Source organism: Enterobacter hormaechei subsp. hoffmannii, from assembly GCF_001729745.1.
Classification (GTDB): Bacteria; Pseudomonadota; Gammaproteobacteria; order Enterobacterales; family Enterobacteriaceae; genus Enterobacter; species Enterobacter intestinihominis.
This window is the reverse complement of the sequence record NZ_CP017186.1, coordinates 4,091,021-4,113,684: the sequence shown is the minus strand read 5'-3', so window position 1 is coordinate 4,113,684 and position 22,664 is coordinate 4,091,021. Positions and strand designations below refer to the sequence as shown.

Here is a 22,664-nt window from a genome sequence, read left to right as displayed (position 1 = left end):
GGGTAACGAAAGATGGCTTTACGTAAACGCTTTATCGCGGGCGCAAAATGCCCGTCCTGCCAGGCGCAAGATACGCTGGCCATGTGGCGGGAGAATAATATCGATATTGTTGAATGTGTTAAGTGCGGTCACCAGATGCGTGAGGCCGACAAAGAAGCCCGCGATCACGTTCGCAAAGAAGAGCAAGTGATCGGCATTTTTCATCCAGACTAGCGATATGCTCTGAGTTTTTTTAAGCTTAAGGGTACACGGGTGCAGAATTCCGCTACAATCTGCGCCAGCAATTTTCCCACGCTCAGGAGATATCATGAAAGTAGCAAAAGACCTGGTGGTCAGCCTGGCCTATCAGGTACGTACAGAAGACGGTGTGTTGGTTGATGAGTCTCCGGTGAGTGCGCCGCTGGACTACCTGCATGGTCACGGTTCCCTGATTTCCGGCCTGGAAACGGCGCTGGAAGGTCATGAAGTTGGCGACAAATTCGACGTTGCTGTCGGCGCGAACGACGCTTACGGTCAGTATGATGACAACCTGGTTCAGCGCGTTCCTAAAGACGTGTTCATGGGCGTTGACGAGTTGCAGGTTGGCATGCGCTTCCTGGCTGAAACTGACCAGGGTCCGGTTCCGGTTGAAATCACAGAAGTTGAAGACGACCACGTTGTGGTTGACGGCAACCACATGCTGGCTGGTCAGAACCTGAAGTTCAACGTAGAAGTTGTTGCTATCCGTGAAGCGACCGAAGAAGAGCTGGCTCATGGCCACGTTCATGGTGCGCACGGTCACGACCATGACCACGATCACGGCCACGACGGCTGCTGCGGTGGTCACGGCCACGATCATGGTCATGACCACGGCCACGGTAAAGGTGGTTGCGGTAACGGCGGCTGCGGCTGCCACTGATTCCGTACTGCGGAAAATAAAAAAGCGGGATAATCCCGCTTTTTTTACGCCTCAATAATGAGGTGGTGGCGTCTCTTCAGCCTGAGAGGCGATGTGCGACGACTGCGTTGCCTTCACTTTTTCAGTGAGAAGTCGCATCAAATCGCGCATTTTTGCCATTTCAAGCTCATGAGCCGTCACGGTCTGGTTCAGTTCTTCGATGGTGATGTCCTGAAAAGCCAGGCGGCTTTCCAGCTCAGCCAGTCTCGCTTCGATCGTTGTATCCTTCATCATTCACCTCGTTTATCTCTCATGCGCCATAATGGACCAGCGGCGGCGAAGTTTATCTGACTTTTTCCTTAAGTACAGTATCCATCTCCCTGACAAGAAACTTATTTAAACAAAAATAGTCTGAAAAGAAGCGACATTCGGGGGAGTCTGTCTGTAGATTTCTTCCACAACGTTTTATAGTACGTCACTCATTTACGTTTAACACTGGGGTGAGAGACCTCAGGTCCTGGAGATATGGATGAAATCACTGTTTAAAGTTACGCTGCTGGCGACCACTATGGCTGTAGCGCTCAATGCGCCGCTGTCTTTCGCTGCTGATACTGCTGCGAAGCCTGCTGCGACTACAGACAGCAAAGCGGCATTCAAGAATGACGACCAGAAATCCGCCTACGCACTTGGCGCGTCTCTGGGCCGTTACATGGAAAACTCTCTGAAAGAACAAGAGAAACTGGGCATCAAACTGGACAAAAACCAGCTGATCGCAGGGGTTCAGGATGCGTTCGCAGACAAGAGCAAACTGTCTGACCAGGAAATCGAGCAGACTCTGCAAGCGTTTGAAGCGCGCGTGAAAGGCGCCGCTCAGACCAAGATGGAAGCAGACGCTAAAGATAACGAAGCGAAAGGCAAAGCCTACCGCGATAAGTTCGCTAAAGAGAAAGGCGTTAAAACGTCTTCTACTGGCCTGATCTATAAAGTTGAGAAAGAAGGTACCGGCGACGCGCCTAAAGACAGCGACACCGTTGTAGTTAACTACAAAGGTACGCTGATCGACGGTAAAGAATTCGATAATTCTTATACTCGCGGTGAGCCTCTCTCCTTCCGTCTGGACGGTGTGATCCCGGGCTGGACCGAAGGCCTGAAGAACATCAAGAAAGGCGGTAAAATCAAGCTGGTCATCCCACCGGATCTGGCTTACGGCAAAACCGGCGTTCCGGGTATCCCGGCTAACTCTACGCTGGTATTTGATGTAGAACTGCTGGACATCAAACCGGCGCCGAAAGCGGATGCGAAAACAGACGCACCGGCTGACGACAAAGCCGCAGCAGCTAAGAAGTAATGCTGAAAAAAACCGCCGCCTTTACAGGCGGCGGTTTTTTTATTGTGGGGCAGATATAATTAACACTGGAAAGCGTTATACACGCTGTATTAATTTAGTTGTCCGTGTAGATAATGAGCCTGCCCTGAAAACCTAACGACAGGCTCCTGAAAAGGAGTGTTTTTTTCATGTCCAGGTCGCTTTTAACCAACGAAACCAGTGAACTTGATTTGCTGGATCAACGTCCATTTGACCAGACCGACTTCGATATTCTGAAATCCTACGAAGCGGTAGTGGACGGGTTAGCGATGCTCATTGGTTCCCACTGCGAAATCGTATTGCATTCCCTGCAAGATCTTAAGTGTTCCGCTATCCGCATTGCGAATGGTGAGCACACTGGCCGTAAAATTGGTTCGCCAATCACCGACCTTGCATTGCGTATGTTGCATGACATGACCGGCGCGGACAGCAGCGTCTCAAAATGCTATTTCACCCGCGCCAAAAGCGGCGTGCTGATGAAATCAGAAACTATCGCGATTCGAAACCGCGAACACCGGGTGATCGGTCTGCTGTGCATCAACATGAACCTTGATGTGCCATTCTCGCAAATCATGAGCACTTTCATTCCGCCAGAAACGCCGGACGTGGGCTCATCGGTGAACTTTGCCTCTTCTGTTGAGGATCTCGTGACACAGACGCTGGAGTTCACCATTGAAGAGGTGAATGCCGATCGCAACGTATCCAACAACGCCAAGAATCGTCAGATCGTCCTGAACCTCTATGAGAAAGGGATTTTTGATATCAAAGATGCCATCAACCAGGTGGCCGATCGCCTGAATATCTCCAAACACACGGTTTACCTCTATATTCGCCAGTTCAAAAGCGGCGACTTCCTGGGGCAAGACAAGTAATGCGTTTTGCGTTAATGGTGACGGGCCCGGCGTACGGTACCCAGCAGGCCAGCAGCGCGCTACAGTTTGCCCATGCGCTGCTTGATGCCGGTCATGAACTGGCAAGCGTCTTCTTCTATCGTGAAGGGGTCTATAACGCGAACCAGTTTACGTCCCCGGCGAGCGATGAGTTTGACCTTGTGCGCGCCTGGCAAAAATTAAACGAAACGCAGGGCGTCGACCTGCATATCTGCGTCGCGGCGGCACTGCGTCGCGGCGTGACGGATGCGACTGAAGCCGAACGCCTTGGTCTGGCAGGGCCTAACCTGCAACCGGGCTTTTCGCTCAGCGGATTAGGCGCATTAGCACAGGCGGCGTTGACCTGCGACAGAGTGGTGCAATTTTGATGAAGCGCGTAGCGTTTGTTTTTACTTCTGCCCCGCATGGCAGCGCTTCAGGCCGGGAAGGGCTGGATGCATTGCTCGCGACCTCGGCTCTAACCGAAGATATTGGCGTCTTCTTTTTAGGCGATGGCGTATTCCAGCTTCTGGCAGGCCAACAACCGCAGGCTATTCTTGCGCGCGACTACATTGCGACCTTTAAAGTTCTGCCGCTCTATGACATTGAAACCTTCTATGTGTGCGCCGACTCGCTGGCCGCTCGTGGGTTAAATGAGAAAATACCGTTCGTGCTGGACGTGACGATCCTGACATCTTCTGCGCTGCGCGAACAACTTTCTCACTACGATACCGTTCTGACTTTCTGAGGCTGTCATGCTCCATACCCTGAGCCGTTCACCGTGGCAATGCGATATCGACACGTTACTGAGCATGCTGCGCGAAGGCGATGATCTGCTGCTGATTCAGGATGGCGTGCTCGCGGCGCTTGATGGCAGCCGTTTTGTTGAAATCCTCGCTAATGCCCCCATAACAGTCTCTGCGCTTAAAGAGGATCTGGATGCGCGGGGTCTTTCTGGTCAAATTTCAGCCAAAATTGACGTGGTTGGCTATACTGATTTCGTCAATCTTACTGTGACGCACGCCAGTCAAATGAACTGGTGATTTGAGATCGCTGTATATTTCTTGACACCTTTTCGACGTAGCCCTAAAATTTCGCGTCCTCATATTGTATGAGGTCGTTTTATTACGTGTTTACGAAGCAAAAGCTAAAACCAGGAGCTATTTAATGGCAACAGTTAACCAGCTGGTACGCAAACCACGTGCACGCAAAGTTGCAAAAAGCAACGTGCCTGCGCTGGAAGCCTGCCCGCAGAAACGTGGCGTATGTACTCGTGTATATACCACCACTCCTAAAAAACCAAACTCCGCACTGCGTAAAGTATGCCGTGTGCGTTTGACTAACGGTTTCGAAGTGACTTCCTACATCGGTGGTGAAGGTCACAACCTTCAGGAGCACTCCGTGATCCTGATCCGTGGCGGTCGTGTTAAAGACCTTCCGGGTGTTCGTTACCACACCGTTCGTGGTGCGCTGGACTGCTCAGGTGTTAAAGACCGTAAGCAGGCTCGCTCCAAGTACGGCGTGAAGCGTCCTAAGGCTTAATGGTTCTCCGTTAAGTAAGGCCAAACTGATTTATCTTAATGTCAAACTAAACTCGTAGAGTTTTGGACAATCCTGAATTAACAACGGAGTAATCCCATGCCACGTCGTCGCGTCATTGGTCAGCGTAAAATTCTTCCAGATCCGAAATTCGGATCAGAACTGCTGGCAAAATTTGTAAATATCCTGATGGTAGATGGTAAAAAATCTACTGCAGAAGCAATCGTATACAGCGCGCTGGAGACCCTGGCTCAGCGTTCTGGTAAAAATGAACTGGAAGCTTTCGAAGTCGCTCTCGACAACGTGCGCCCGACTGTAGAAGTTAAGTCTCGCCGCGTTGGTGGTTCTACTTATCAGGTTCCAGTTGAAGTTCGTCCGGTTCGTCGTAATGCTCTGGCAATGCGTTGGATCGTTGAAGCTGCTCGTAAACGCGGTGATAAATCCATGGCTCTGCGTCTGGCGAACGAACTTTCTGATGCTGCAGAAAACAAAGGTACTGCAGTTAAGAAACGTGAAGACGTTCACCGTATGGCAGAAGCCAACAAGGCGTTCGCACACTACCGTTGGTAATCCCTTCGGAGTCGTAGTCACCAGGCGGGCGCTTCAGAGAAGCCGCCCGCTCTGGGTAACTTAACTGAACGCCTAAAGATATAAACGAGGAATCAAATGGCTCGTACAACACCCATCGCACGCTACCGTAACATCGGTATCAGTGCGCACATCGACGCCGGTAAAACCACTACTACCGAACGTATTCTGTTCTACACCGGTGTAAACCATAAAATCGGTGAAGTTCATGACGGCGCAGCCACCATGGACTGGATGGAACAGGAGCAGGAGCGTGGTATTACTATCACCTCCGCAGCGACTACTGCTTTCTGGTCAGGTATGGCTAAGCAGTACGAACCGCATCGCGTAAACATCATCGACACCCCAGGGCACGTTGACTTCACCATCGAAGTAGAACGTTCCATGCGTGTTCTTGACGGCGCGGTAATGGTTTATTGCGCAGTTGGTGGTGTTCAGCCACAGTCTGAAACCGTATGGCGTCAGGCTAACAAATATAAAGTTCCACGCATCGCGTTCGTTAACAAAATGGACCGTATGGGTGCTAACTTCCTGAAAGTTGTTGGCCAGATCAAAACCCGTCTGGGCGCGAACCCTGTTCCGCTTCAGCTGGCAATTGGTGCTGAAGAAGGCTTCACCGGTGTTATCGACCTGGTGAAAATGAAAGCCATCAACTGGAACGAAGCAGATGCGGGCGTTACCTTCGAATACGAAGATATCCCGGCAGAGATGCAGGACCTGGCTGACGAATGGCACCAGAACCTGATCGAATCCGCAGCAGAAGCTTCTGAAGAGCTGATGGAGAAATACCTGGGTGGTGAAGAACTGACTGAGCAAGAGATCAAATCTGCTCTGCGTCAGCGTGTTCTGAACAACGAAATCATCCTGGTAACCTGTGGTTCTGCGTTCAAGAACAAAGGTGTTCAGGCAATGCTGGATGCGGTAGTTGACTACCTGCCATCCCCGGTTGACGTTCCTGCGATCAACGGCATCCTGGACGACGGTAAAGATACTCCGGCTGAGCGTCACGCAAGTGATGACGAGCCGTTCTCTGCGCTGGCGTTCAAAATTGCTACCGACCCATTCGTGGGTAACCTGACCTTCTTCCGCGTTTACTCTGGTGTGGTTAACTCCGGTGACACCATCCTGAACTCCGTGAAATCGGCGCGTGAACGTTTTGGCCGTATCGTACAGATGCACGCTAACAAACGTGAAGAGATCAAAGAAGTTCGTGCGGGCGACATCGCTGCTGCTATCGGTCTGAAAGACGTGACTACTGGTGACACCCTGTGTGACCCGGATCACCCGATCATTCTGGAGCGTATGGAATTCCCTGAGCCGGTAATCTCCATCGCGGTTGAACCAAAAACCAAAGCTGACCAGGAAAAAATGGGTCTGGCTCTGGGCCGTCTGGCGAAAGAAGACCCATCATTCCGCGTATGGACTGATGAAGAATCTAACCAGACCATCATCGCTGGTATGGGTGAACTGCACCTGGACATCATCGTTGACCGTATGAAGCGTGAATTCAACGTTGAAGCGAACGTGGGTAAACCTCAGGTTGCTTACCGCGAAGCGATTCGCGCGAAAGTTACCGATGTTGAAGGTAAACACGCTAAGCAGTCTGGTGGTCGCGGTCAGTACGGTCACGTTGTGATCGACATGTACCCACTGGAGCCGGGCTCTAACCCTAAAGGTTACGAGTTCATCAACGACATCAAAGGTGGTGTAATTCCTGGCGAATACATCCCTGCCGTTGATAAAGGTATCCAGGAGCAGCTGAAAGCTGGTCCTCTGGCTGGTTACCCGGTTGTAGACATGGGTGTTCGTCTGCACTTCGGTTCTTACCACGACGTTGACTCCTCTGAACTGGCGTTTAAACTGGCTGCGTCTATTGCCTTTAAAGAAGGCTTTAAGAAAGCAAAACCAGTTCTGCTTGAGCCAATCATGAAGGTTGAAGTAGAAACTCCGGAAGAGAACACCGGTGACGTTATCGGTGACTTGAGCCGTCGTCGCGGTATGCTGCGTGGTCAGGAATCCGAAGTAACTGGCGTTAAGATCCACGCTGAAGTTCCGCTGTCTGAAATGTTCGGATATGCAACTCAGCTGCGTTCTCTGACCAAAGGTCGTGCATCATACACTATGGAATTCCTGAAGTATGATGATGCGCCGAACAACGTAGCTCAGGCCGTTATCGAAGCCCGTGGTAAGTAATCCACAGGATTAAAACCTAAGTCCCGTGCTCTCTCCGAAGGGGAGAGCACTATAGTAAGGAATATAGCCGTGTCTAAAGAAAAATTTGAACGTACAAAACCGCACGTCAACGTTGGTACTATCGGCCACGTTGACCATGGTAAAACTACCCTGACTGCTGCAATCACTACCGTACTGGCTAAAACCTACGGCGGTGCTGCTCGTGCTTTCGACCAGATCGATAACGCACCAGAAGAAAAAGCTCGTGGTATCACCATCAACACCTCTCACGTTGAGTATGACACCCCGACTCGCCACTACGCACACGTAGACTGCCCAGGCCACGCCGACTATGTTAAAAACATGATCACCGGTGCTGCGCAGATGGACGGCGCGATCCTGGTTGTTGCTGCGACTGACGGCCCTATGCCTCAGACTCGTGAGCACATCCTGCTGGGTCGTCAGGTAGGCGTTCCTTTCATCATCGTGTTCCTGAACAAATGCGACATGGTTGATGACGAAGAGCTGCTGGAACTGGTAGAGATGGAAGTTCGTGAACTGCTGTCTCAGTACGATTTCCCAGGCGACGATACCCCAATCGTTCGTGGTTCCGCGCTGAAAGCGCTGGAAGGCGAAGCAGAGTGGGAAGAGAAAATCATCGAACTGGCTGGCTACCTGGATTCTTACATCCCAGAACCAGAGCGTGCGATTGACAAGCCATTCCTGCTGCCAATCGAAGACGTATTCTCCATCTCCGGTCGTGGTACCGTTGTTACCGGTCGTGTAGAGCGCGGTATCATCAAAGTTGGTGAAGAAGTTGAAATCGTTGGTATCAAAGAGACTGCGAAGTCTACCTGTACTGGCGTTGAAATGTTCCGCAAACTGCTGGACGAAGGCCGTGCTGGTGAGAACGTTGGTGTTCTGCTGCGTGGTATCAAACGTGAAGAAATCGAACGTGGTCAGGTTCTGGCGAAGCCAGGCTCAATCAAGCCACACACCAAGTTCGAATCTGAAGTGTACATTCTGTCCAAAGACGAAGGCGGCCGTCATACTCCGTTCTTCAAAGGCTACCGTCCACAGTTCTACTTCCGTACAACTGACGTGACCGGTACCATCGAACTGCCAGAAGGCGTAGAGATGGTAATGCCAGGCGACAACATCAAGATGGTTGTGACTCTGATCCACCCAATCGCGATGGATGACGGTCTGCGTTTCGCAATCCGTGAAGGCGGCCGTACCGTTGGCGCGGGCGTTGTTGCTAAAGTTCTGGGCTAATTAATTATCCCTGAAATAAAAAGGACGCTTCGGCGTCCTTTTTTTGTTTTCTGCCGTTGGGCATTGTCATAAAAATTCGCATTTTTTGCTTTCTCCCGCCACGTATTCCGACGCCCGTGCTATTGTAATCATAACCATTCTCACTTACACTTTGCGCATATTTTGAACGGGAGTCTTTATGTACGTTTGTTTATGTAATGGTGTAAGCGACAAAAAAATTCGTCAGGCCGTTCGCCAGTTTCAACCACAATCTTTCCAGCAGCTTCGTAAGTTTGTTCCGGTGGGAAATCAATGCGGTAAATGCGTTCGCGCAGCGCGTGAGATCATGCAGGACGAACTGATGCAGATCCCGGAATTCAAAGAGATCGCGTAAGCCTCCATCTTTTTTTTGACATCCCCGTAGCCCGATCTACGCTTCAATGAGTGGAAGCGGAGGGACTATATAATGAAAGGTGATGTTAAAATCATAAGTTATCTCAATAAATTATTGGGAAATGAGCTTGTCGCAATTAATCAGTATTTTCTCCATGCAAGAATGTTCAAAAACTGGGGACTGACTCGCCTCAACGATGTTGAATACCATGAGTCCATTGATGAAATGAAACACGCCGATAAATATATTGAGCGTATTTTATTCCTCGAAGGCATTCCTAACCTACAGGATCTCGGAAAACTGGGCATCGGAGAAGATGTTGAAGAGATGCTGCGTTCTGATCTCCGGCTAGAGCTGGAGGGTGCAAAAGACCTGCGTGAAGCCATTGCCTATGCAGACAGCGTACATGACTACGTCAGCCGGGATATGATGATCCAGATCCTGGCCGATGAAGAAGGGCACATCGACTGGCTTGAGACCGAACTGGATCTCATTAGCAAAATTGGCCTACAGAACTACCTTCAGTCTCAGATCAAAGTGGAAAGTTAATCAGGCTTTCCCAGCCAACGCATAAACCCGCTGCCGCCAGAAATGGCCCAAAAGGCAGTGGGTTTTTTAATGCCTGCTTATCAGGGTTGAACAACGAGAAACCAACCAGATACAGCAGAGCCATTAACGCGGCCACTAATGCCAGTACTGGCAGTACACACCAGCCATGCCATGCTCCCAGCGCCGCCAGATATTTTATGTCGCCATATCCCATCCCTTCACATCGGCAGATGAGTCGATATCCCCAATAGATAACGGCGAATCCGGCGTATCCTGCCGTCGCACCCACTACCGCGCTCGGCAAAAAATCAGGATGAAGACAAAGCTGGTAGAGCAGGCCCGTCCATAGCAGCGGGCAAAGGAATTTATCGGGAAGCAGCCCCGTGCGAATATCGGTGCGTACAAGCAAGGCCGATAACGCAAAATAGATCAGCAGAAAGGGGAGGGACATTAGCATAGCGAGAGCCTCAAAATGGTTTGAGCGCATACTCGTAACAATCTGCATGCCCGGCAATGTGTAAAAACAACAATTGCATAGCGGCTTCAGACAAAGAGATGAGAAGGGATACTTTGCATAAAAAATTGCGAGGCCTTACGCAGAGTACGACTTTGGCGCTTAATTTCTAAACGGCACTTGCGTCTTTCGCTGATTTACGTATAATGCGCGGGCTTGTCGTAATTGACGGCGGGTTCAATCTGAACCAGAGTAGCTCACTTTGTTACTCAACAATGCTCCCAATTGGGGAGCTACGTAAGAACGGTTACACTCTCCCATCAATCGTAATGGGTTTGAGGAGTAATCATTTTCGTTTATAAAATAATTGGAGCTCTGGTCTCATGCAGAACCAAAGAATCCGTATCCGCCTTAAAGCGTTTGATCATCGTCTGATCGATCAATCAACCGCGGAAATCGTCGAGACTGCTAAGCGCACTGGTGCGCAAGTCCGTGGTCCGATCCCGCTGCCGACCCGCAAAGAGCGCTTTACCGTTCTGATCTCTCCGCACGTTAACAAAGATGCGCGTGATCAGTACGAGATCCGCACTCACAAGCGTCTGGTTGACATCGTTGAGCCAACTGAGAAAACCGTTGATGCTCTGATGCGTCTGGATCTGGCTGCCGGTGTAGACGTGCAGATCAGCCTGGGTTAATCAGGTCATCGAGCGATTGAGAGGTTGATACAATGATTGGTTTAGTCGGTAAAAAAGTGGGCATGACCCGCATCTTCACTGAAGATGGCGTTTCAATCCCAGTAACCGTAATCGAAGTTGAAGCAAACCGCGTTACCCAGGTTAAAGATCTGGCTAACGATGGCTACCGCGCTGTTCAGGTGACCACTGGTGCTAAAAAAGCTAACCGTGTAACCAAACCAGAAGCGGGTCACTTCGCTAAAGCTGGCGTAGAAGCTGGCCGTGGTCTGTGGGAATTCCGTCTTGCTGAAGGCGAAGAGTTCACCGTAGGTCAGGACATTAGCGTTGAGCTGTTTGCTGACGTTAAAAAAGTTGACGTAACCGGTACCTCTAAAGGTAAAGGTTTTGCTGGTACCGTTAAGCGCTGGAACTTCCGTACCCAGGACGCTACTCACGGTAACTCCTTGTCTCACCGCGTTCCGGGTTCTATCGGTCAGAACCAGACTCCGGGCAAAGTGTTCAAAGGCAAGAAAATGGCAGGTCAGCTGGGCAACGAACGTGTAACCGTTCAGAGCCTGGACGTAGTACGTGTTGACGCTGAGCGCAACCTGCTGCTGGTTAAAGGTGCGGTCCCGGGTGCAACCGGTAGCGACCTGATCGTTAAACCAGCTGTGAAGGCGTAAGGGGATAGCAATGGAATTAGTATTGAAAGACGCGCAGAGCGCGCTGACTGTTTCCGAAACTACCTTCGGTCGTGATTTCAACGAAGCGCTGGTTCACCAGGTTGTTGTTGCTTATGCAGCTGGTGCTCGTCAGGGTACTCGTGCTCAGAAGACTCGTGCTGAAGTAACTGGTTCAGGCAAAAAGCCATGGCGCCAGAAAGGTACCGGCCGTGCGCGTTCAGGTTCTATCAAGAGCCCGATCTGGCGTTCAGGTGGCGTGACCTTCGCTGCGCGTCCACAGGACCACAGTCAAAAAGTTAACAAAAAGATGTACCGCGGCGCGCTGAAAAGCATCCTGTCCGAACTGGTACGTCAGGATCGTCTGATCGTTGTCGAGAAGTTCTCTGTTGAAGCGCCTAAAACTAAGCTGCTGGCACAGAAACTGAAAGACATGGCTCTGGAAGATGTGCTGATCATCACCGGTGAGCTGGACGAGAACCTGTTCCTGGCCGCGCGTAACCTGCACAAGGTTGACGTACGCGACGCGACTGGTATCGACCCGGTTAGCCTGATCGCCTTCGACAAAGTCGTAATGACTGCTGATGCTGTTAAGCAAGTTGAGGAGATGCTGGCATGATTCGTGAAGAACGTCTGCTGAAGGTGCTGCGCGCACCGCACGTTTCTGAAAAAGCGTCTACTGCGATGGAAAAAACAAACACCATCGTTCTCAAAGTTGCTAAAGACGCGACCAAAGCAGAGATCAAAGCTGCTGTGCAGAAACTGTTTGAAGTCGAAGTCGAAGTCGTTAACACCCTGGTAGTTAAAGGGAAAGTTAAACGTCACGGACAGCGTATCGGTCGTCGTAGCGACTGGAAAAAAGCTTACGTCACCCTGAAAGAAGGCCAGAACCTGGACTTCGTTGGCGGCGCTGAGTAAGTCGGAGGAGTAATACAATGGCAGTTGTTAAATGTAAACCGACATCTCCGGGTCGTCGCCACGTAGTTAAAGTGGTTAACCCTGAGCTGCACAAGGGCAAACCTTTTGCTCCGTTGCTGGAAAAAAACAGCAAATCCGGTGGTCGTAACAACAATGGCCGTATCACCACTCGTCACATCGGTGGTGGCCACAAGCAGGCTTATCGTATTGTTGACTTCAAACGCAACAAAGACGGTATCCCAGCAGTTGTTGAGCGTCTTGAGTACGATCCGAACCGTTCCGCGAACATCGCGCTGGTTCTGTACAAAGATGGCGAACGCCGTTACATCCTGGCCCCTAAAGGCCTGAAAGCTGGCGACCAGATTCAGTCTGGCGTTGATGCTGCAATCAAAGCAGGCAACACCCTGCCGATGCGCAATATCCCGGTTGGTTCTACCGTTCATAACGTAGAAATGAAACCAGGTAAAGGCGGTCAGCTGGCGCGTTCCGCGGGTACTTACGTTCAGATCGTTGCGCGTGACGGTGCTTATGTCACCCTGCGTCTGCGTTCTGGTGAAATGCGTAAAGTCGAAGCAGACTGCCGCGCTACTCTGGGCGAAGTTGGCAATGCTGAGCATATGCTGCGCGTTCTGGGTAAAGCTGGTGCTGCACGCTGGCGTGGTGTTCGTCCTACCGTTCGCGGTACTGCGATGAACCCAGTCGATCACCCACATGGTGGTGGTGAAGGTCGTAACTTTGGTAAGCACCCGGTAACTCCGTGGGGCGTTCAGACCAAAGGTAAGAAGACCCGCAGCAACAAGCGTACTGATAAATTTATCGTACGTCGCCGTAGCAAATAATTTTAGAGGATAAGCCATGCCACGTTCTCTCAAGAAAGGTCCTTTTATTGACCTGCACTTGCTGAAGAAGGTAGAGAAAGCGGTGGAAAGCGGAGACAAGAAGCCCCTGCGCACTTGGTCCCGTCGTTCAACGATCTTTCCTAACATGATCGGTTTGACCATCGCTGTCCATAATGGTCGTCAGCACGTTCCAGTCTTTGTTACCGACGAAATGGTTGGTCACAAACTGGGTGAATTCGCACCGACTCGTACTTATCGCGGCCACGCTGCTGATAAAAAAGCGAAGAAGAAATAAGGTAGGAGGAAGAGATGGAAACTTTAGCTCAACATCGCCATGCTCGTTCTTCTGCACAGAAGGTTCGCCTTGTTGCTGACCTGATTCGCGGTAAGAAAGTGTCGCAGGCCCTGGACATCCTGACCTATACCAACAAGAAAGCTGCGGTATTGGTCAAGAAAGTACTGGAATCTGCCATTGCTAACGCTGAACACAACGATGGCGCTGACATCGACGATCTGAAAGTCGCGAAAATTTTCGTAGATGAAGGCCCAAGCATGAAGCGCATTATGCCGCGTGCGAAAGGTCGTGCAGATCGCATCCTGAAGCGCACCAGCCACATTACTGTGGTTGTGTCCGATCGCTGAGACTCTGGAGACTAGCAATGGGTCAGAAAGTACATCCTAATGGTATTCGCCTGGGTATTGTAAAACCATGGAACTCTACCTGGTTTGCGAACACCAAAGAATTCGCTGACAACCTGGACAGCGATTTTAAAGTACGTCAGTACCTGACTAAGGAACTGGCTAAAGCGTCTGTATCTCGTATCGTTATCGAGCGTCCAGCTAAGAGCATCCGTGTGACTATTCACACTGCTCGCCCTGGCATCGTTATCGGTAAGAAAGGCGAAGACGTAGAAAAACTGCGCAAGGTCGTAGCGGATATCGCTGGCGTTCCTGCACAGATCAATATCGCTGAAGTTCGTAAGCCTGAACTGGACGCTAAATTGGTTGCTGACAGCATCACTTCTCAGCTGGAACGTCGTGTTATGTTCCGTCGTGCTATGAAGCGTGCTGTACAGAACGCAATGCGTCTGGGCGCTAAGGGTATCAAAGTTGAAGTTAGCGGCCGTCTGGGCGGCGCGGAAATCGCACGTACCGAATGGTACCGCGAAGGTCGCGTACCGCTGCACACTCTGCGTGCTGACATCGACTACAACACCTCTGAAGCGCACACCACTTACGGTGTAATCGGCGTTAAGGTATGGATCTTCAAAGGTGAGATCCTGGGTGGTATGGCTGCTGTTGAACAACCGGAAAAACCGGCTGCTCAACCTAAAAAGCAGCAGCGTAAAGGCCGTAAATAAGGAGCGTCGCTGATGTTACAACCAAAGCGTACAAAATTCCGTAAAGTGCACAAAGGCCGCAACCGTGGTCTGGCGCAGGGTACGGATGTTAGCTTCGGCACTTTCGGTCTGAAAGCTGTTGGCCGTGGTCGTCTGACTGCACGTCAGATCGAAGCAGCACGTCGTGCAATGACCCGTGCAGTTAAGCGTCAAGGTAAGATCTGGATCCGTGTATTCCCGGACAAACCGATCACCGAGAAGCCACTGGAAGTTCGTATGGGTAAAGGTAAAGGTAACGTGGAATACTGGGTTGCCTTGATCCAACCGGGCAAAGTCCTTTATGAAATGGACGGTGTTCCGGAAGAGCTGGCCCGTGAAGCCTTCGGCCTGGCAGCAGCGAAACTGCCTATCAAAACCACCTTTGTAACTAAGACGGTGATGTAATGAAAGCAAAAGAGCTGCGTGAAAAAAGCGTTGAAGAGCTGAACGCTGAGCTGCTGAACCTGCTGCGTGAGCAGTTCAACCTGCGTATGCAGGCTGCAAGTGGCCAGCTGCAACAGACTCACCTGCTGAAGCAAGTGCGTCGCAATGTTGCGCGCGTTAAGACTTTACTGACTCAGAAGGCGGGTGCGTAATGACCGATAAAATCCGTACTCTGCAAGGTCGTGTTGTTAGCGATAAAATGGAGAAATCCATTGTTGTAGCTATCGAACGTTTTGTGAAACACCCGATCTACGGTAAATTCATCAAGCGTACGACCAAACTGCACGTACATGACGAGAACAACGAATGTGGTATCGGCGACAAGGTTGAAATCCGTGAATGCCGTCCACTGTCCAAGACTAAGTCCTGGACGCTGGTTCGCGTTGTAGAGAAAGCGGTTCTGTAATAGAGTACGCATTCTCAATACGAATAAACGGCTCAGCAATGAGCCGTTTATTTTTTCTACCCATATTGCAGAAGCGGTGTTATAATGCCGCGCCCTCGATATGGGGCTTTTTAACGGCTCTGATTTTAGAGTCTCAGGTAGTAGTTGACATTAGCGGAGCACTAAAATGATCCAAGAACAGACTATGCTGAACGTCGCCGACAACTCCGGTGCACGTCGCGTAATGTGTATCAAGGTTCTGGGTGGCTCGCACCGTCGCTACGCAGGCGTAGGCGACATCATCAAGATCACCATCAAGGAAGCAATTCCACGTGGTAAGGTCAAAAAAGGTGATGTGCTGAAGGCGGTAGTGGTGCGCACCAAGAAGGGTGTTCGTCGCCCTGACGGTTCTGTCATTCGCTTCGATGGTAATGCATGCGTTATTTTAAACAATAACAGCGAGCAGCCTATCGGCACGCGTATCTTTGGGCCGGTAACTCGTGAACTTCGTACTGAGAAGTTCATGAAAATTATCTCTCTGGCACCAGAAGTACTCTAAGGAGCGAATCATGGCAGCGAAAATCCGTCGTGATGACGAAGTTATCGTGTTAACCGGTAAAGATAAAGGTAAACGCGGTAAAGTAAAAAATGTTCTGTCTTCCGGCAAACTCGTCGTTGAAGGTATCAACCTGGTTAAGAAACATCAGAAGCCGGTTCCGGCCCTGAACCAACCAGGCGGCATCGTTGAAAAAGAAGCTGCTATTCAGGTTTCTAACGTTGCAATCTTCAATGCGGCTACCGGTAAGGCTGACCGTGTAGGCTTTAGATTCGAAGACGGCAAAAAAGTCCGTTTCTTCAAGTCTAACAGCGAAACTATCAAGTAATTTGGAGTAGTACGATGGCGAAACTGCATGATTACTACAAAGACGAAGTAGTTAACAAACTCATGACTGAGTTTAGCTACAATTCTGTCATGCAAGTCCCTCGGGTCGAGAAGATCACCCTGAACATGGGTGTTGGTGAAGCGATCGCTGACAAGAAACTGCTGGATAACGCAGCAGCTGACCTGACAGCAATCTCCGGTCAAAAACCGCTGATCACCAAAGCACGCAAATCTGTTGCAGGCTTCAAAATCCGTCAGGGCTATCCGATCGGCTGTAAAGTAACTCTGCGTGGCGAACGCATGTGGGAGTTCCTTGAGCGCCTGATCACTATTGCTGTTCCACGTATCCGTGACTTCCGTGGCTTGTCCGCTAAGTCTTTCGACGGTCGTGGTAACTACAGCATGGGTGTCCGTGAGCAGATCATCTTCCCAGAAATCGACTACGATAAAGTCGACCGCGTGCGTGGTTTGGATATTACCATTACCACTACTGCGAAATCTGATGAAGAAGGCCGTGCTCTGCTGGCTGCCTTTGACTTCCCGTTCCGCAAGTAAGGTAGGGTTACTGAATGGCTAAGCAATCAATGAAAGCACGCGAAGTAAAGCGCGTAGCTTTAGCTGATAAATTCTTCGCTAAACGCGCTGAACTGAAAGCGATCATTTCTGATGTGAACGCTTCCGACGAAGATCGTTGGAATGCGGTTCTCAAGCTGCAGTCTCTGCCGCGTGATTCCAGCCCGTCTCGTCAGCGTAACCGCTGTCGTCAAACAGGTCGTCCACATGGTTATGTGGGCAAGTTTGGGTTGAGCCGTATCAAACTGCGTGAAGCCGCCATGCGCGGTGAAGTACCAGGCTTGAAAAAGGCTAGCTGGTAATTACCAATTGAATCACGGGAGTAAAGACAGATGAGCATGCAAGATCCGATCGCGGATATGCTGACCCGTATCCGTAACGGTCAGGCCGCGAACAAAGTTGCGGTCACCATGCCTTCCGCCAAGCTGAAAGTGGCAATTGCCAACGTGCTGAAGGAAGAAGGTTTTATCGAAGATTTTAAAGTTGAAGGCGACACCAAGCCGGAACTGGAACTTACTCTCAAGTATTTCCAGGGTAAAGCTGTTGTAGAAAGCATTCAGCGTGTCAGCCGCCCAGGCCTGCGCATCTATAAGAAAAAAGATGAGCTGCCAAAAGTAATGGCTGGTCTTGGTATCGCAGTTGTTTCTACCTCTAAAGGTGTTATGACTGATCGTGCAGCGCGCCAGGCTGGTCTTGGTGGCGAAATTATCTGCTACGTAGCCTAATCGGAGGAAAGAATGTCTCGTGTTGCTAAAGCACCGGTCGTTATTCCTGCCGGCGTTGATGTCAAAATCGACGGTCAGGTTATTACGATCAAAGGTAAAAACGGCGAGCTGACTCGTACCCTCAACAAAGCTGTTGAAGTTAAACATGCAGATAACGCTCTGACCTTCGGTCCACGTGATGGTTTCGTGGATGGATGGGCTCAGGCTGGTACCGCGCGTGCCCTGCTGAACTCAATGGTTGTTGGTGTTACCGAAGGCTTCACTAAAAAGCTTCAGCTGGTTGGTGTAGGTTATCGTGCAGCTATCAAAGGGAATGCAGTAGGCCTGTCTCTGGGCTTCTCACACCCTGTTGAGCATCCGCTGCCGGCCGGAATCACTGCAGAATGCCCGACTCAGACTGAAATCGTGCTGAAAGGCGCTGATAAACAGCTGATCGGTCAGGTTGCAGCAGATCTGCGCGCCTACCGTCGTCCTGAGCCTTATAAAGGCAAGGGTGTTCGTTACGCCGACGAAGTCGTGCGTACCAAAGAGGCTAAGAAGAAGTAAGGTAACACTATGGATAAGAAATCTGCTCGTATCCGTCGTGCGACCCGCGCACGCCGCAAGCTCAAAGAGCTGGGTGCAACTCGCCTGGTGGTACATCGTACCCCGCGTCATATTTACGCACAGGTAATTGCACCGAACGGTTCTGAAGTTCTGGTAGCTGCTTCTACTGTAGAAAAAGCTATCTCAGAACAATTGAAGTATACCGGTAACAAAGACGCCGCTGCAGCTGTAGGTAAAGCTGTTGCAGAACGCGCTCTGGAAAAAGGCATCAGCAATGTTTCCTTTGACCGTTCCGGGTTCCAATATCATGGTCGTGTCCAGGCACTGGCAGATGCTGCCCGTGAAGCTGGCCTTCAGTTCTAAGGTAGAGGTGTAAGATGGCTCACATCGAAAAACAGGCTGGCGAACTGCAGGAAAAGCTGATCGCGGTAAACCGCGTATCTAAAACCGTTAAAGGTGGTCGTATTTTCTCCTTCACAGCTCTGACTGTAGTGGGTGATGGTAACGGTCGCGTTGGTTTTGGTTACGGTAAAGCGCGTGAAGTTCCAGCAGCGATCCAGAAAGCGATGGAAAAAGCCCGTCGCAATATGATTAACGTCGCGCTGAACAACGGTACCCTGCAACACCCAGTTAAAGGTGTTCACACGGGTTCTCGTGTATTCATGCAGCCAGCTTCCGAAGGTACCGGTATCATCGCCGGTGGTGCAATGCGCGCCGTTCTGGAAGTTGCTGGAGTTCATAACGTTCTGGCTAAAGCATATGGTTCCACCAACCCGATCAACGTGGTTCGTGCAACTATTGATGGCCTGGAAAATATGAATTCTCCAGAAATGGTCGCTGCCAAGCGTGGTAAATCCGTTGAAGAAATTCTGGGGTAATTGACCATGGCAAAGACTATTAAAATCACTCAAACCCGCAGTGCAATCGGTCGTCTGCCGAAACACAAGGCAACGCTGCTTGGCCTGGGTCTGCGTCGTATTGGTCATACCGTTGAGCGCGAGGATACTCCTGCTGTTCGTGGTATGGTCAACGCGGTTTACTTCATGGTTAAAGTTGAGGAGTAAGAGATGCGTTTAAATACTCTGTCTCCGGCCGAAGGCTCTAAAAAGGCGGGTAAACGCCTGGGTCGTGGTATCGGTTCTGGCCTCGGCAAAACCGGTGGTCGTGGTCACAAAGGTCAGAACTCTCGTTCTGGCGGTGGCGTACGTCGCGGTTTCGAGGGTGGCCAGATGCCACTGTACCGTCGTCTGCCGAAGTTCGGCTTCACCTCTCGCAAAGCAGCGATTACAGCGGAAATCCGTCTGTCTGACCTGGCGAAAGTTGAAGGCGGCGTTGTAGACCTGAATACGCTGAAAGCAGCTAACATTATCGGTATCCAGATCGAGTTCGCGAAAGTGATCCTGTCTGGTGAAGTTTCTACTCCGGTAACTGTTCGTGGCCTGCGTGTTACTAAAGGTGCTCGTGCTGCTATCGAAGCTGCTGGCGGTAAAATTGAGGAATAAGTAGCAGATGGCTAAGCAACCGGGATTAGATTTTCAAAGTGCCAAAGGTGGATTTGGCGAGCTGAAACGCAGACTGCTGTTTGTAATCGGCGCGCTGATTGTGTTCCGTATTGGCTCTTTTATTCCGATCCCTGGTATTGATGCCGCTGTACTTGCCAAACTGCTTGAGCAACAGCGAGGCACCATCATTGAAATGTTCAACATGTTCTCTGGTGGTGCTCTCAGCCGTGCTTCTATTTTCGCACTGGGTATTATGCCGTACATTTCGGCATCGATTATTATCCAACTGCTGACGGTCGTTCATCCGGCCCTGGCAGAGTTGAAGAAAGAAGGGGAGTCTGGACGTCGTAAGATTAGCCAGTACACCCGTTACGGCACTCTGGTGCTGGCAATATTCCAGTCGATCGGTATTGCTACCGGTCTTCCGAATATGCCTGGTATGCAGGGCCTGGTATTAAACCCAGGCTTTGCATTCTATTTCACCGCTGTTGTAAGTCTGGTCACAGGGACCATGTTCCTGATGTGGCTCGGCGAACAGATTACTGAACGAGGTATCGGTAACGGTATCTCAATCATTATCTTCGCCGGTATCGTTGCGGGTCTCCCGCCGGCCATCGCCCATACTATCGAGCAAGCGCGTCAAGGCGACCTGCACTTCCTCCTGTTGCTGTTGGTTGCAGTATTAGTATTTGCAGTGACGTTCTTTGTTGTCTTCGTTGAACGTGGTCAACGCCGCATTGTGGTGAACTACGCTAAACGTCAGCAGGGTCGTCGTGTCTATGCTGCACAGAGCACACATTTACCGCTGAAAGTGAATATGGCGGGGGTTATCCCGGCTATCTTCGCTTCCAGTATTATTCTGTTCCCGGCAACCATCGCGTCATGGTTCGGGGGCGGTACTGGTTGGAACTGGCTGACAACAATTTCGCTGTATTTGCAGCCTGGGCAACCACTTTATGTGTTACTCTATGCGTCTGCGATCATCTTCTTCTGTTTCTTCTACACGGCGTTGGTCTTCAACCCGCGTGAAACAGCAGATAACCTGAAGAAGTCCGGTGCATTTGTACCAGGAATTCGTCCGGGAGAGCAAACGGCGAAGTATATCGATAAAGTAATGACTCGCCTGACTTTGGTTGGTGCGCTTTATATTACTTTTATCTGCCTGATCCCGGAGTTCATGCGTGATGCAATGAAAGTACCGTTCTACTTCGGTGGGACCTCACTGCTTATCGTTGTTGTCGTGATTATGGACTTTATGGCTCAAGTGCAAACTCTGATGATGTCCAGTCAGTATGAGTCTGCATTGAAGAAGGCGAACCTGAAAGGCTACGGCCGCTAAATGGTCGTCTGAGAAGTTACGGAGAGTAAAAATGAAAGTTCGTGCTTCCGTCAAGAAATTATGCCGTAACTGCAAAATCGTTAAGCGTGATGGTGTCATCCGTGTGATTTGCAGTGCCGAGCCGAAGCATAAACAGCGCCAAGGCTGATTATTTCGCATATTTTTCTTGCAAAGTTGGGTTGAGCTGGCTAGATTAGCCAGCCAATCTTTTGTATGTCTGTACGTTTCCATTTGAGTATCCTGAAAACGGGCTTTTCAGCATGGTGCGTACATATTAAATAGTAGGAGTGCATAGTGGCCCGTATAGCAGGCATTAACATTCCTGATCAGAAACATGCTGTGATCGCATTAACTTCGATCTACGGCGTCGGCAAGACCCGTTCCAAAGCCATTCTGGCTGCAGCGGGTATCGCTGAAGATGTTAAGATCAGTGAGCTGTCTGAAGAACAAATCGACACGCTGCGTGACGAAGTTGCCAAATTTGTCGTTGAAGGTGATCTGCGCCGTGAAATCAGCATGAGCATCAAGCGCCTGATGGATCTTGGTTGCTATCGCGGTTTGCGTCATCGTCGTGGTCTGCCAGTGCGCGGTCAGCGTACTAAGACCAACGCACGTACCCGTAAGGGTCCGCGCAAACCGATCAAGAAATAATCGGGGTGATTGAATAATGGCAAAGGCACCAGTTCGTGCACGTAAACGTGTAAGAAAACAAGTCTCTGACGGCGTGGCTCATATCCATGCTTCTTTCAACAACACCATCGTTACTATTACTGATCGTCAGGGTAACGCATTGGGTTGGGCAACAGCCGGTGGTTCCGGTTTCCGTGGTTCTCGCAAATCCACTCCGTTCGCAGCTCAGGTTGCAGCAGAGCGTTGCGCTGAAGCCGTAAAAGAATACGGCATCAAGAATCTGGAAGTTATGGTTAAAGGTCCGGGTCCGGGTCGTGAATCTACTGTTCGCGCTCTGAACGCCGCTGGTTTCCGCATCACGAATATTACTGATGTGACTCCGATCCCTCATAACGGTTGTCGTCCGCCGAAAAAACGTCGCGTATAACGCTCGTTTTTTAGGTTAGTTGGAGATAGAAAATGGCAAGATATTTGGGTCCTAAGCTCAAGCTGAGCCGTCGTGAGGGCACCGACTTATTCCTTAAGTCTGGCGTTCGCGCGATCGATACCAAGTGTAAAATTGAACAAGCTCCTGGCCAGCACGGTGCGCGTAAACCGCGTCTGTCTGACTATGGTGTGCAGTTGCGTGAAAAGCAAAAAGTTCGCCGTATCTACGGTGTGCTGGAGCGTCAGTTCCGTAACTACTATAAAGAAGCAGCACGTCTGAAAGGCAACACAGGTGAAAACCTGCTGGCTCTGCTGGAAGGTCGTCTGGACAACGTTGTATACCGTATGGGCTTCGGCGCGACTCGTGCTGAATCACGCCAGTTGGTTAGCCATAAAGCAATCATGGTAAACGGTCGTGTTGTTAACATCGCTTCTTATCAGGTTAAAGCGAATGACGTTGTTAGCATTCGTGAGAAAGCGAAAAAGCAATCTCGCGTGAAAGCCGCTCTGGAGCTGGCTGAGCAGCGTGAAAAGCCAACCTGGCTGGAAGTTGATGCTGGCAAGATGGAAGGTACGTTCAAGCGTCAGCCTGAGCGTTCTGATCTGTCTGCGGACATTAACGAACACCTGATCGTCGAGCTTTACTCCAAGTAAAGCTT

General features: G+C 50.5%; 41 protein-coding genes. 39 read left to right on the top strand and 2 right to left on the bottom strand.

Going from position 1 to position 22,664, the window contains the following annotated elements; genetic code table 11:
• The first annotated feature begins 12 nt into the window (after positions 1-12).
• Together BFV65_RS19475 and slyD are read left to right on the top strand one after the other, a co-directional pair.
• The gene (locus BFV65_RS19475) at positions 13-213 is read left to right on the top strand and encodes a YheV family putative zinc ribbon protein (protein WP_022649597.1); all 201 of its coding nucleotides are present in this window, start codon (positions 13-15) and stop codon (positions 211-213) included.
• Between the two features lie 94 nt (positions 214-307).
• On the top strand, positions 308-898 hold the full coding sequence (gene slyD / locus BFV65_RS19470) for a peptidylprolyl isomerase (RefSeq protein ID WP_003861691.1): 591 nt from the start codon (positions 308-310) through the stop codon (positions 896-898).
• Between the two features lie 51 nt (positions 899-949).
• On the opposite strand, the gene BFV65_RS19465 is transcribed toward slyD, so the two are convergent.
• Positions 950-1,168: a protein SlyX gene (locus tag BFV65_RS19465; RefSeq protein WP_023298761.1), complete on the bottom strand. Its 219-nt coding sequence runs from the start codon at positions 1,166-1,168 to the stop codon at positions 950-952.
• 238 nt (positions 1,169-1,406) lie between these two features.
• Here BFV65_RS19465 and fkpA point away from each other — a divergent pair, with 238 nt between their 5' ends.
• The 11 genes from fkpA to bfr all read left to right on the top strand — a co-directional run bounded on the left by fkpA (position 1,407) and on the right by bfr (position 9,608).
• A complete protein-coding gene (fkpA, locus tag BFV65_RS19460) occupies positions 1,407-2,225 on the top strand; it encodes an FKBP-type peptidyl-prolyl cis-trans isomerase (RefSeq protein ID WP_003861695.1) in 819 nt (272 codons plus the stop codon).
• A 167-nt stretch (positions 2,226-2,392) separates the two neighbouring features.
• Positions 2,393-3,115, top strand: coding sequence for a helix-turn-helix transcriptional regulator (locus tag BFV65_RS19455; protein ID WP_003861697.1), 723 nt, complete (start codon positions 2,393-2,395; stop codon positions 3,113-3,115).
• On the top strand, positions 3,115-3,501 hold the full coding sequence (gene tusD, locus BFV65_RS19450) for a sulfurtransferase complex subunit TusD (protein ID WP_069597007.1): 387 nt from the start codon (positions 3,115-3,117) through the stop codon (positions 3,499-3,501). Before BFV65_RS19455 ends, tusD begins: the two co-directional genes overlap by 1 nt.
• Positions 3,501-3,860, top strand: a complete 360-nt coding sequence (tusC, locus tag BFV65_RS19445; protein ID WP_023298759.1) for a sulfurtransferase complex subunit TusC — start codon at positions 3,501-3,503, stop codon at positions 3,858-3,860. The genes tusD and tusC overlap by 1 nt, the downstream gene beginning before the upstream one ends.
• Before the next feature lie 7 nt (positions 3,861-3,867).
• The gene (gene tusB, locus BFV65_RS19440) at positions 3,868-4,155 is read left to right on the top strand and encodes a sulfurtransferase complex subunit TusB (protein ID WP_022649592.1); all 288 of its coding nucleotides are present in this window, start codon (positions 3,868-3,870) and stop codon (positions 4,153-4,155) included.
• Between the two features lie 124 nt (positions 4,156-4,279).
• On the top strand, positions 4,280-4,654 hold the full coding sequence (rpsL, locus tag BFV65_RS19435) for a 30S ribosomal protein S12 (RefSeq protein ID WP_000246815.1): 375 nt from the start codon (positions 4,280-4,282) through the stop codon (positions 4,652-4,654).
• A 96-nt stretch (positions 4,655-4,750) separates the two neighbouring features.
• On the top strand, positions 4,751-5,221 hold the full coding sequence (rpsG, locus tag BFV65_RS19430; protein ID WP_003861706.1) for a 30S ribosomal protein S7: 471 nt from the start codon (positions 4,751-4,753) through the stop codon (positions 5,219-5,221).
• Positions 5,222-5,317: 96 nt separating this feature from the next.
• Positions 5,318-7,432: an elongation factor G gene (fusA, locus tag BFV65_RS19425; protein ID WP_022649591.1), complete on the top strand. Its 2,115-nt coding sequence runs from the start codon at positions 5,318-5,320 to the stop codon at positions 7,430-7,432.
• Between the two features lie 69 nt (positions 7,433-7,501).
• Positions 7,502-8,686 (top strand): elongation factor Tu, encoded by a 1,185-nt coding sequence (gene tuf / locus BFV65_RS19420; protein WP_017693880.1) that lies wholly within the window; start codon positions 7,502-7,504, stop codon positions 8,684-8,686.
• A 178-nt stretch (positions 8,687-8,864) separates the two neighbouring features.
• Entirely contained in the window at positions 8,865-9,059 is a 195-nt protein-coding gene (gene bfd / locus BFV65_RS19415) for a bacterioferritin-associated ferredoxin (protein ID WP_003863268.1), read from the top strand.
• Positions 9,060-9,131: 72 nt separating this feature from the next.
• Complete coding sequence (gene bfr / locus BFV65_RS19410; RefSeq protein WP_003863270.1) at positions 9,132-9,608, top strand: bacterioferritin; 477 nt, start codon at positions 9,132-9,134, stop codon at positions 9,606-9,608.
• On the opposite strand, the gene BFV65_RS19405 is transcribed toward bfr, so the two are convergent.
• Positions 9,592-10,065, bottom strand: coding sequence for a prepilin peptidase (locus BFV65_RS19405; protein ID WP_022649590.1), 474 nt, complete (start codon positions 10,063-10,065; stop codon positions 9,592-9,594). The genes bfr and BFV65_RS19405 overlap by 17 nt on opposite strands.
• A gap of 380 nt (positions 10,066-10,445) precedes the next feature.
• On the opposite strand from BFV65_RS19405, the gene rpsJ reads away from it, so the two are divergent.
• From rpsJ to rpsD, 26 genes are all read left to right on the top strand, one after another.
• Complete coding sequence (gene rpsJ, locus BFV65_RS19400; RefSeq protein WP_001181005.1) at positions 10,446-10,757, top strand: 30S ribosomal protein S10; 312 nt, start codon at positions 10,446-10,448, stop codon at positions 10,755-10,757.
• A 32-nt stretch (positions 10,758-10,789) separates the two neighbouring features.
• The gene (gene rplC, locus BFV65_RS19395; protein ID WP_006178923.1) at positions 10,790-11,419 is read left to right on the top strand and encodes a 50S ribosomal protein L3; all 630 of its coding nucleotides are present in this window, start codon (positions 10,790-10,792) and stop codon (positions 11,417-11,419) included.
• A gap of 10 nt (positions 11,420-11,429) precedes the next feature.
• The gene (gene rplD / locus BFV65_RS19390; RefSeq protein ID WP_000424395.1) at positions 11,430-12,035 is read left to right on the top strand and encodes a 50S ribosomal protein L4; all 606 of its coding nucleotides are present in this window, start codon (positions 11,430-11,432) and stop codon (positions 12,033-12,035) included.
• Positions 12,032-12,334: a 50S ribosomal protein L23 gene (gene rplW, locus BFV65_RS19385; protein ID WP_000617546.1), complete on the top strand. Its 303-nt coding sequence runs from the start codon at positions 12,032-12,034 to the stop codon at positions 12,332-12,334. The genes rplD and rplW overlap by 4 nt, the downstream gene beginning before the upstream one ends.
• 17 nt (positions 12,335-12,351) lie before the next feature.
• Positions 12,352-13,173, top strand: coding sequence for a 50S ribosomal protein L2 (rplB, locus tag BFV65_RS19380; RefSeq protein ID WP_000301859.1), 822 nt, complete (start codon positions 12,352-12,354; stop codon positions 13,171-13,173).
• Positions 13,174-13,189: 16 nt separating this feature from the next.
• A complete protein-coding gene (gene rpsS, locus BFV65_RS19375) occupies positions 13,190-13,468 on the top strand; it encodes a 30S ribosomal protein S19 (RefSeq protein ID WP_001138117.1) in 279 nt (92 codons plus the stop codon).
• Positions 13,469-13,482: 14 nt separating this feature from the next.
• Entirely contained in the window at positions 13,483-13,815 is a 333-nt protein-coding gene (gene rplV, locus BFV65_RS19370) for a 50S ribosomal protein L22 (RefSeq protein WP_002919773.1), read from the top strand.
• Between the two features lie 17 nt (positions 13,816-13,832).
• A complete protein-coding gene (gene rpsC / locus BFV65_RS19365) occupies positions 13,833-14,534 on the top strand; it encodes a 30S ribosomal protein S3 (RefSeq protein WP_000529945.1) in 702 nt (233 codons plus the stop codon).
• Between the two features lie 12 nt (positions 14,535-14,546).
• Complete coding sequence (rplP, locus tag BFV65_RS19360; RefSeq protein WP_002919759.1) at positions 14,547-14,957, top strand: 50S ribosomal protein L16; 411 nt, start codon at positions 14,547-14,549, stop codon at positions 14,955-14,957.
• Positions 14,957-15,148 carry a 50S ribosomal protein L29 gene (gene rpmC, locus BFV65_RS19355; protein ID WP_003863282.1) on the top strand — a complete coding sequence of 64 codons (192 nt, stop codon included), beginning with the start codon at positions 14,957-14,959 and terminating at the stop codon, positions 15,146-15,148. The genes rplP and rpmC overlap by 1 nt, the downstream gene beginning before the upstream one ends.
• Positions 15,148-15,402 (top strand): 30S ribosomal protein S17, encoded by a 255-nt coding sequence (gene rpsQ / locus BFV65_RS19350; protein ID WP_002438707.1) that lies wholly within the window; start codon positions 15,148-15,150, stop codon positions 15,400-15,402. Before rpmC ends, rpsQ begins: the two co-directional genes overlap by 1 nt.
• A 166-nt stretch (positions 15,403-15,568) precedes the next feature.
• Positions 15,569-15,940, top strand: coding sequence for a 50S ribosomal protein L14 (rplN, locus tag BFV65_RS19345; protein ID WP_002919748.1), 372 nt, complete (start codon positions 15,569-15,571; stop codon positions 15,938-15,940).
• A 10-nt stretch (positions 15,941-15,950) separates the two neighbouring features.
• A complete protein-coding gene (gene rplX, locus BFV65_RS19340; protein ID WP_003863287.1) occupies positions 15,951-16,265 on the top strand; it encodes a 50S ribosomal protein L24 in 315 nt (104 codons plus the stop codon).
• Between the two features lie 14 nt (positions 16,266-16,279).
• Positions 16,280-16,819, top strand: coding sequence for a 50S ribosomal protein L5 (rplE, locus tag BFV65_RS19335; RefSeq protein ID WP_022649589.1), 540 nt, complete (start codon positions 16,280-16,282; stop codon positions 16,817-16,819).
• Between the two features lie 14 nt (positions 16,820-16,833).
• The gene (rpsN, locus tag BFV65_RS19330) at positions 16,834-17,139 is read left to right on the top strand and encodes a 30S ribosomal protein S14 (RefSeq protein WP_003863291.1); all 306 of its coding nucleotides are present in this window, start codon (positions 16,834-16,836) and stop codon (positions 17,137-17,139) included.
• 30 nt (positions 17,140-17,169) lie between these two features.
• Positions 17,170-17,562: a 30S ribosomal protein S8 gene (gene rpsH / locus BFV65_RS19325; RefSeq protein ID WP_006178918.1), complete on the top strand. Its 393-nt coding sequence runs from the start codon at positions 17,170-17,172 to the stop codon at positions 17,560-17,562.
• A 12-nt stretch (positions 17,563-17,574) separates the two neighbouring features.
• A complete protein-coding gene (gene rplF / locus BFV65_RS19320) occupies positions 17,575-18,108 on the top strand; it encodes a 50S ribosomal protein L6 (protein WP_003863296.1) in 534 nt (177 codons plus the stop codon).
• 9 nt (positions 18,109-18,117) lie between these two features.
• The gene (gene rplR, locus BFV65_RS19315; RefSeq protein ID WP_003863297.1) at positions 18,118-18,471 is read left to right on the top strand and encodes a 50S ribosomal protein L18; all 354 of its coding nucleotides are present in this window, start codon (positions 18,118-18,120) and stop codon (positions 18,469-18,471) included.
• A 14-nt stretch (positions 18,472-18,485) separates the two neighbouring features.
• The gene (gene rpsE, locus BFV65_RS19310; RefSeq protein ID WP_003863299.1) at positions 18,486-18,986 is read left to right on the top strand and encodes a 30S ribosomal protein S5; all 501 of its coding nucleotides are present in this window, start codon (positions 18,486-18,488) and stop codon (positions 18,984-18,986) included.
• 6 nt (positions 18,987-18,992) lie between these two features.
• Positions 18,993-19,172 carry a 50S ribosomal protein L30 gene (gene rpmD / locus BFV65_RS19305; RefSeq protein ID WP_003863301.1) on the top strand — a complete coding sequence of 60 codons (180 nt, stop codon included), beginning with the start codon at positions 18,993-18,995 and terminating at the stop codon, positions 19,170-19,172.
• A 3-nt stretch (positions 19,173-19,175) separates the two neighbouring features.
• Positions 19,176-19,610, top strand: coding sequence for a 50S ribosomal protein L15 (rplO, locus tag BFV65_RS19300; protein ID WP_014885468.1), 435 nt, complete (start codon positions 19,176-19,178; stop codon positions 19,608-19,610).
• A gap of 7 nt (positions 19,611-19,617) precedes the next feature.
• Positions 19,618-20,949 (top strand): preprotein translocase subunit SecY, encoded by a 1,332-nt coding sequence (gene secY, locus BFV65_RS19295; protein WP_003863305.1) that lies wholly within the window; start codon positions 19,618-19,620, stop codon positions 20,947-20,949.
• A gap of 31 nt (positions 20,950-20,980) precedes the next feature.
• Positions 20,981-21,097: a 50S ribosomal protein L36 gene (gene rpmJ, locus BFV65_RS19290; RefSeq protein WP_000868187.1), complete on the top strand. Its 117-nt coding sequence runs from the start codon at positions 20,981-20,983 to the stop codon at positions 21,095-21,097.
• A 146-nt stretch (positions 21,098-21,243) separates the two neighbouring features.
• Positions 21,244-21,600, top strand: a complete 357-nt coding sequence (gene rpsM / locus BFV65_RS19285) for a 30S ribosomal protein S13 (protein ID WP_003863308.1) — start codon at positions 21,244-21,246, stop codon at positions 21,598-21,600.
• Between the two features lie 16 nt (positions 21,601-21,616).
• On the top strand, positions 21,617-22,006 hold the full coding sequence (gene rpsK / locus BFV65_RS19280) for a 30S ribosomal protein S11 (protein WP_003863312.1): 390 nt from the start codon (positions 21,617-21,619) through the stop codon (positions 22,004-22,006).
• Between the two features lie 32 nt (positions 22,007-22,038).
• Positions 22,039-22,659 (top strand): 30S ribosomal protein S4, encoded by a 621-nt coding sequence (rpsD, locus tag BFV65_RS19275; protein WP_003863314.1) that lies wholly within the window; start codon positions 22,039-22,041, stop codon positions 22,657-22,659.
• Positions 22,660-22,664: the final 5 nt, after the last annotated feature.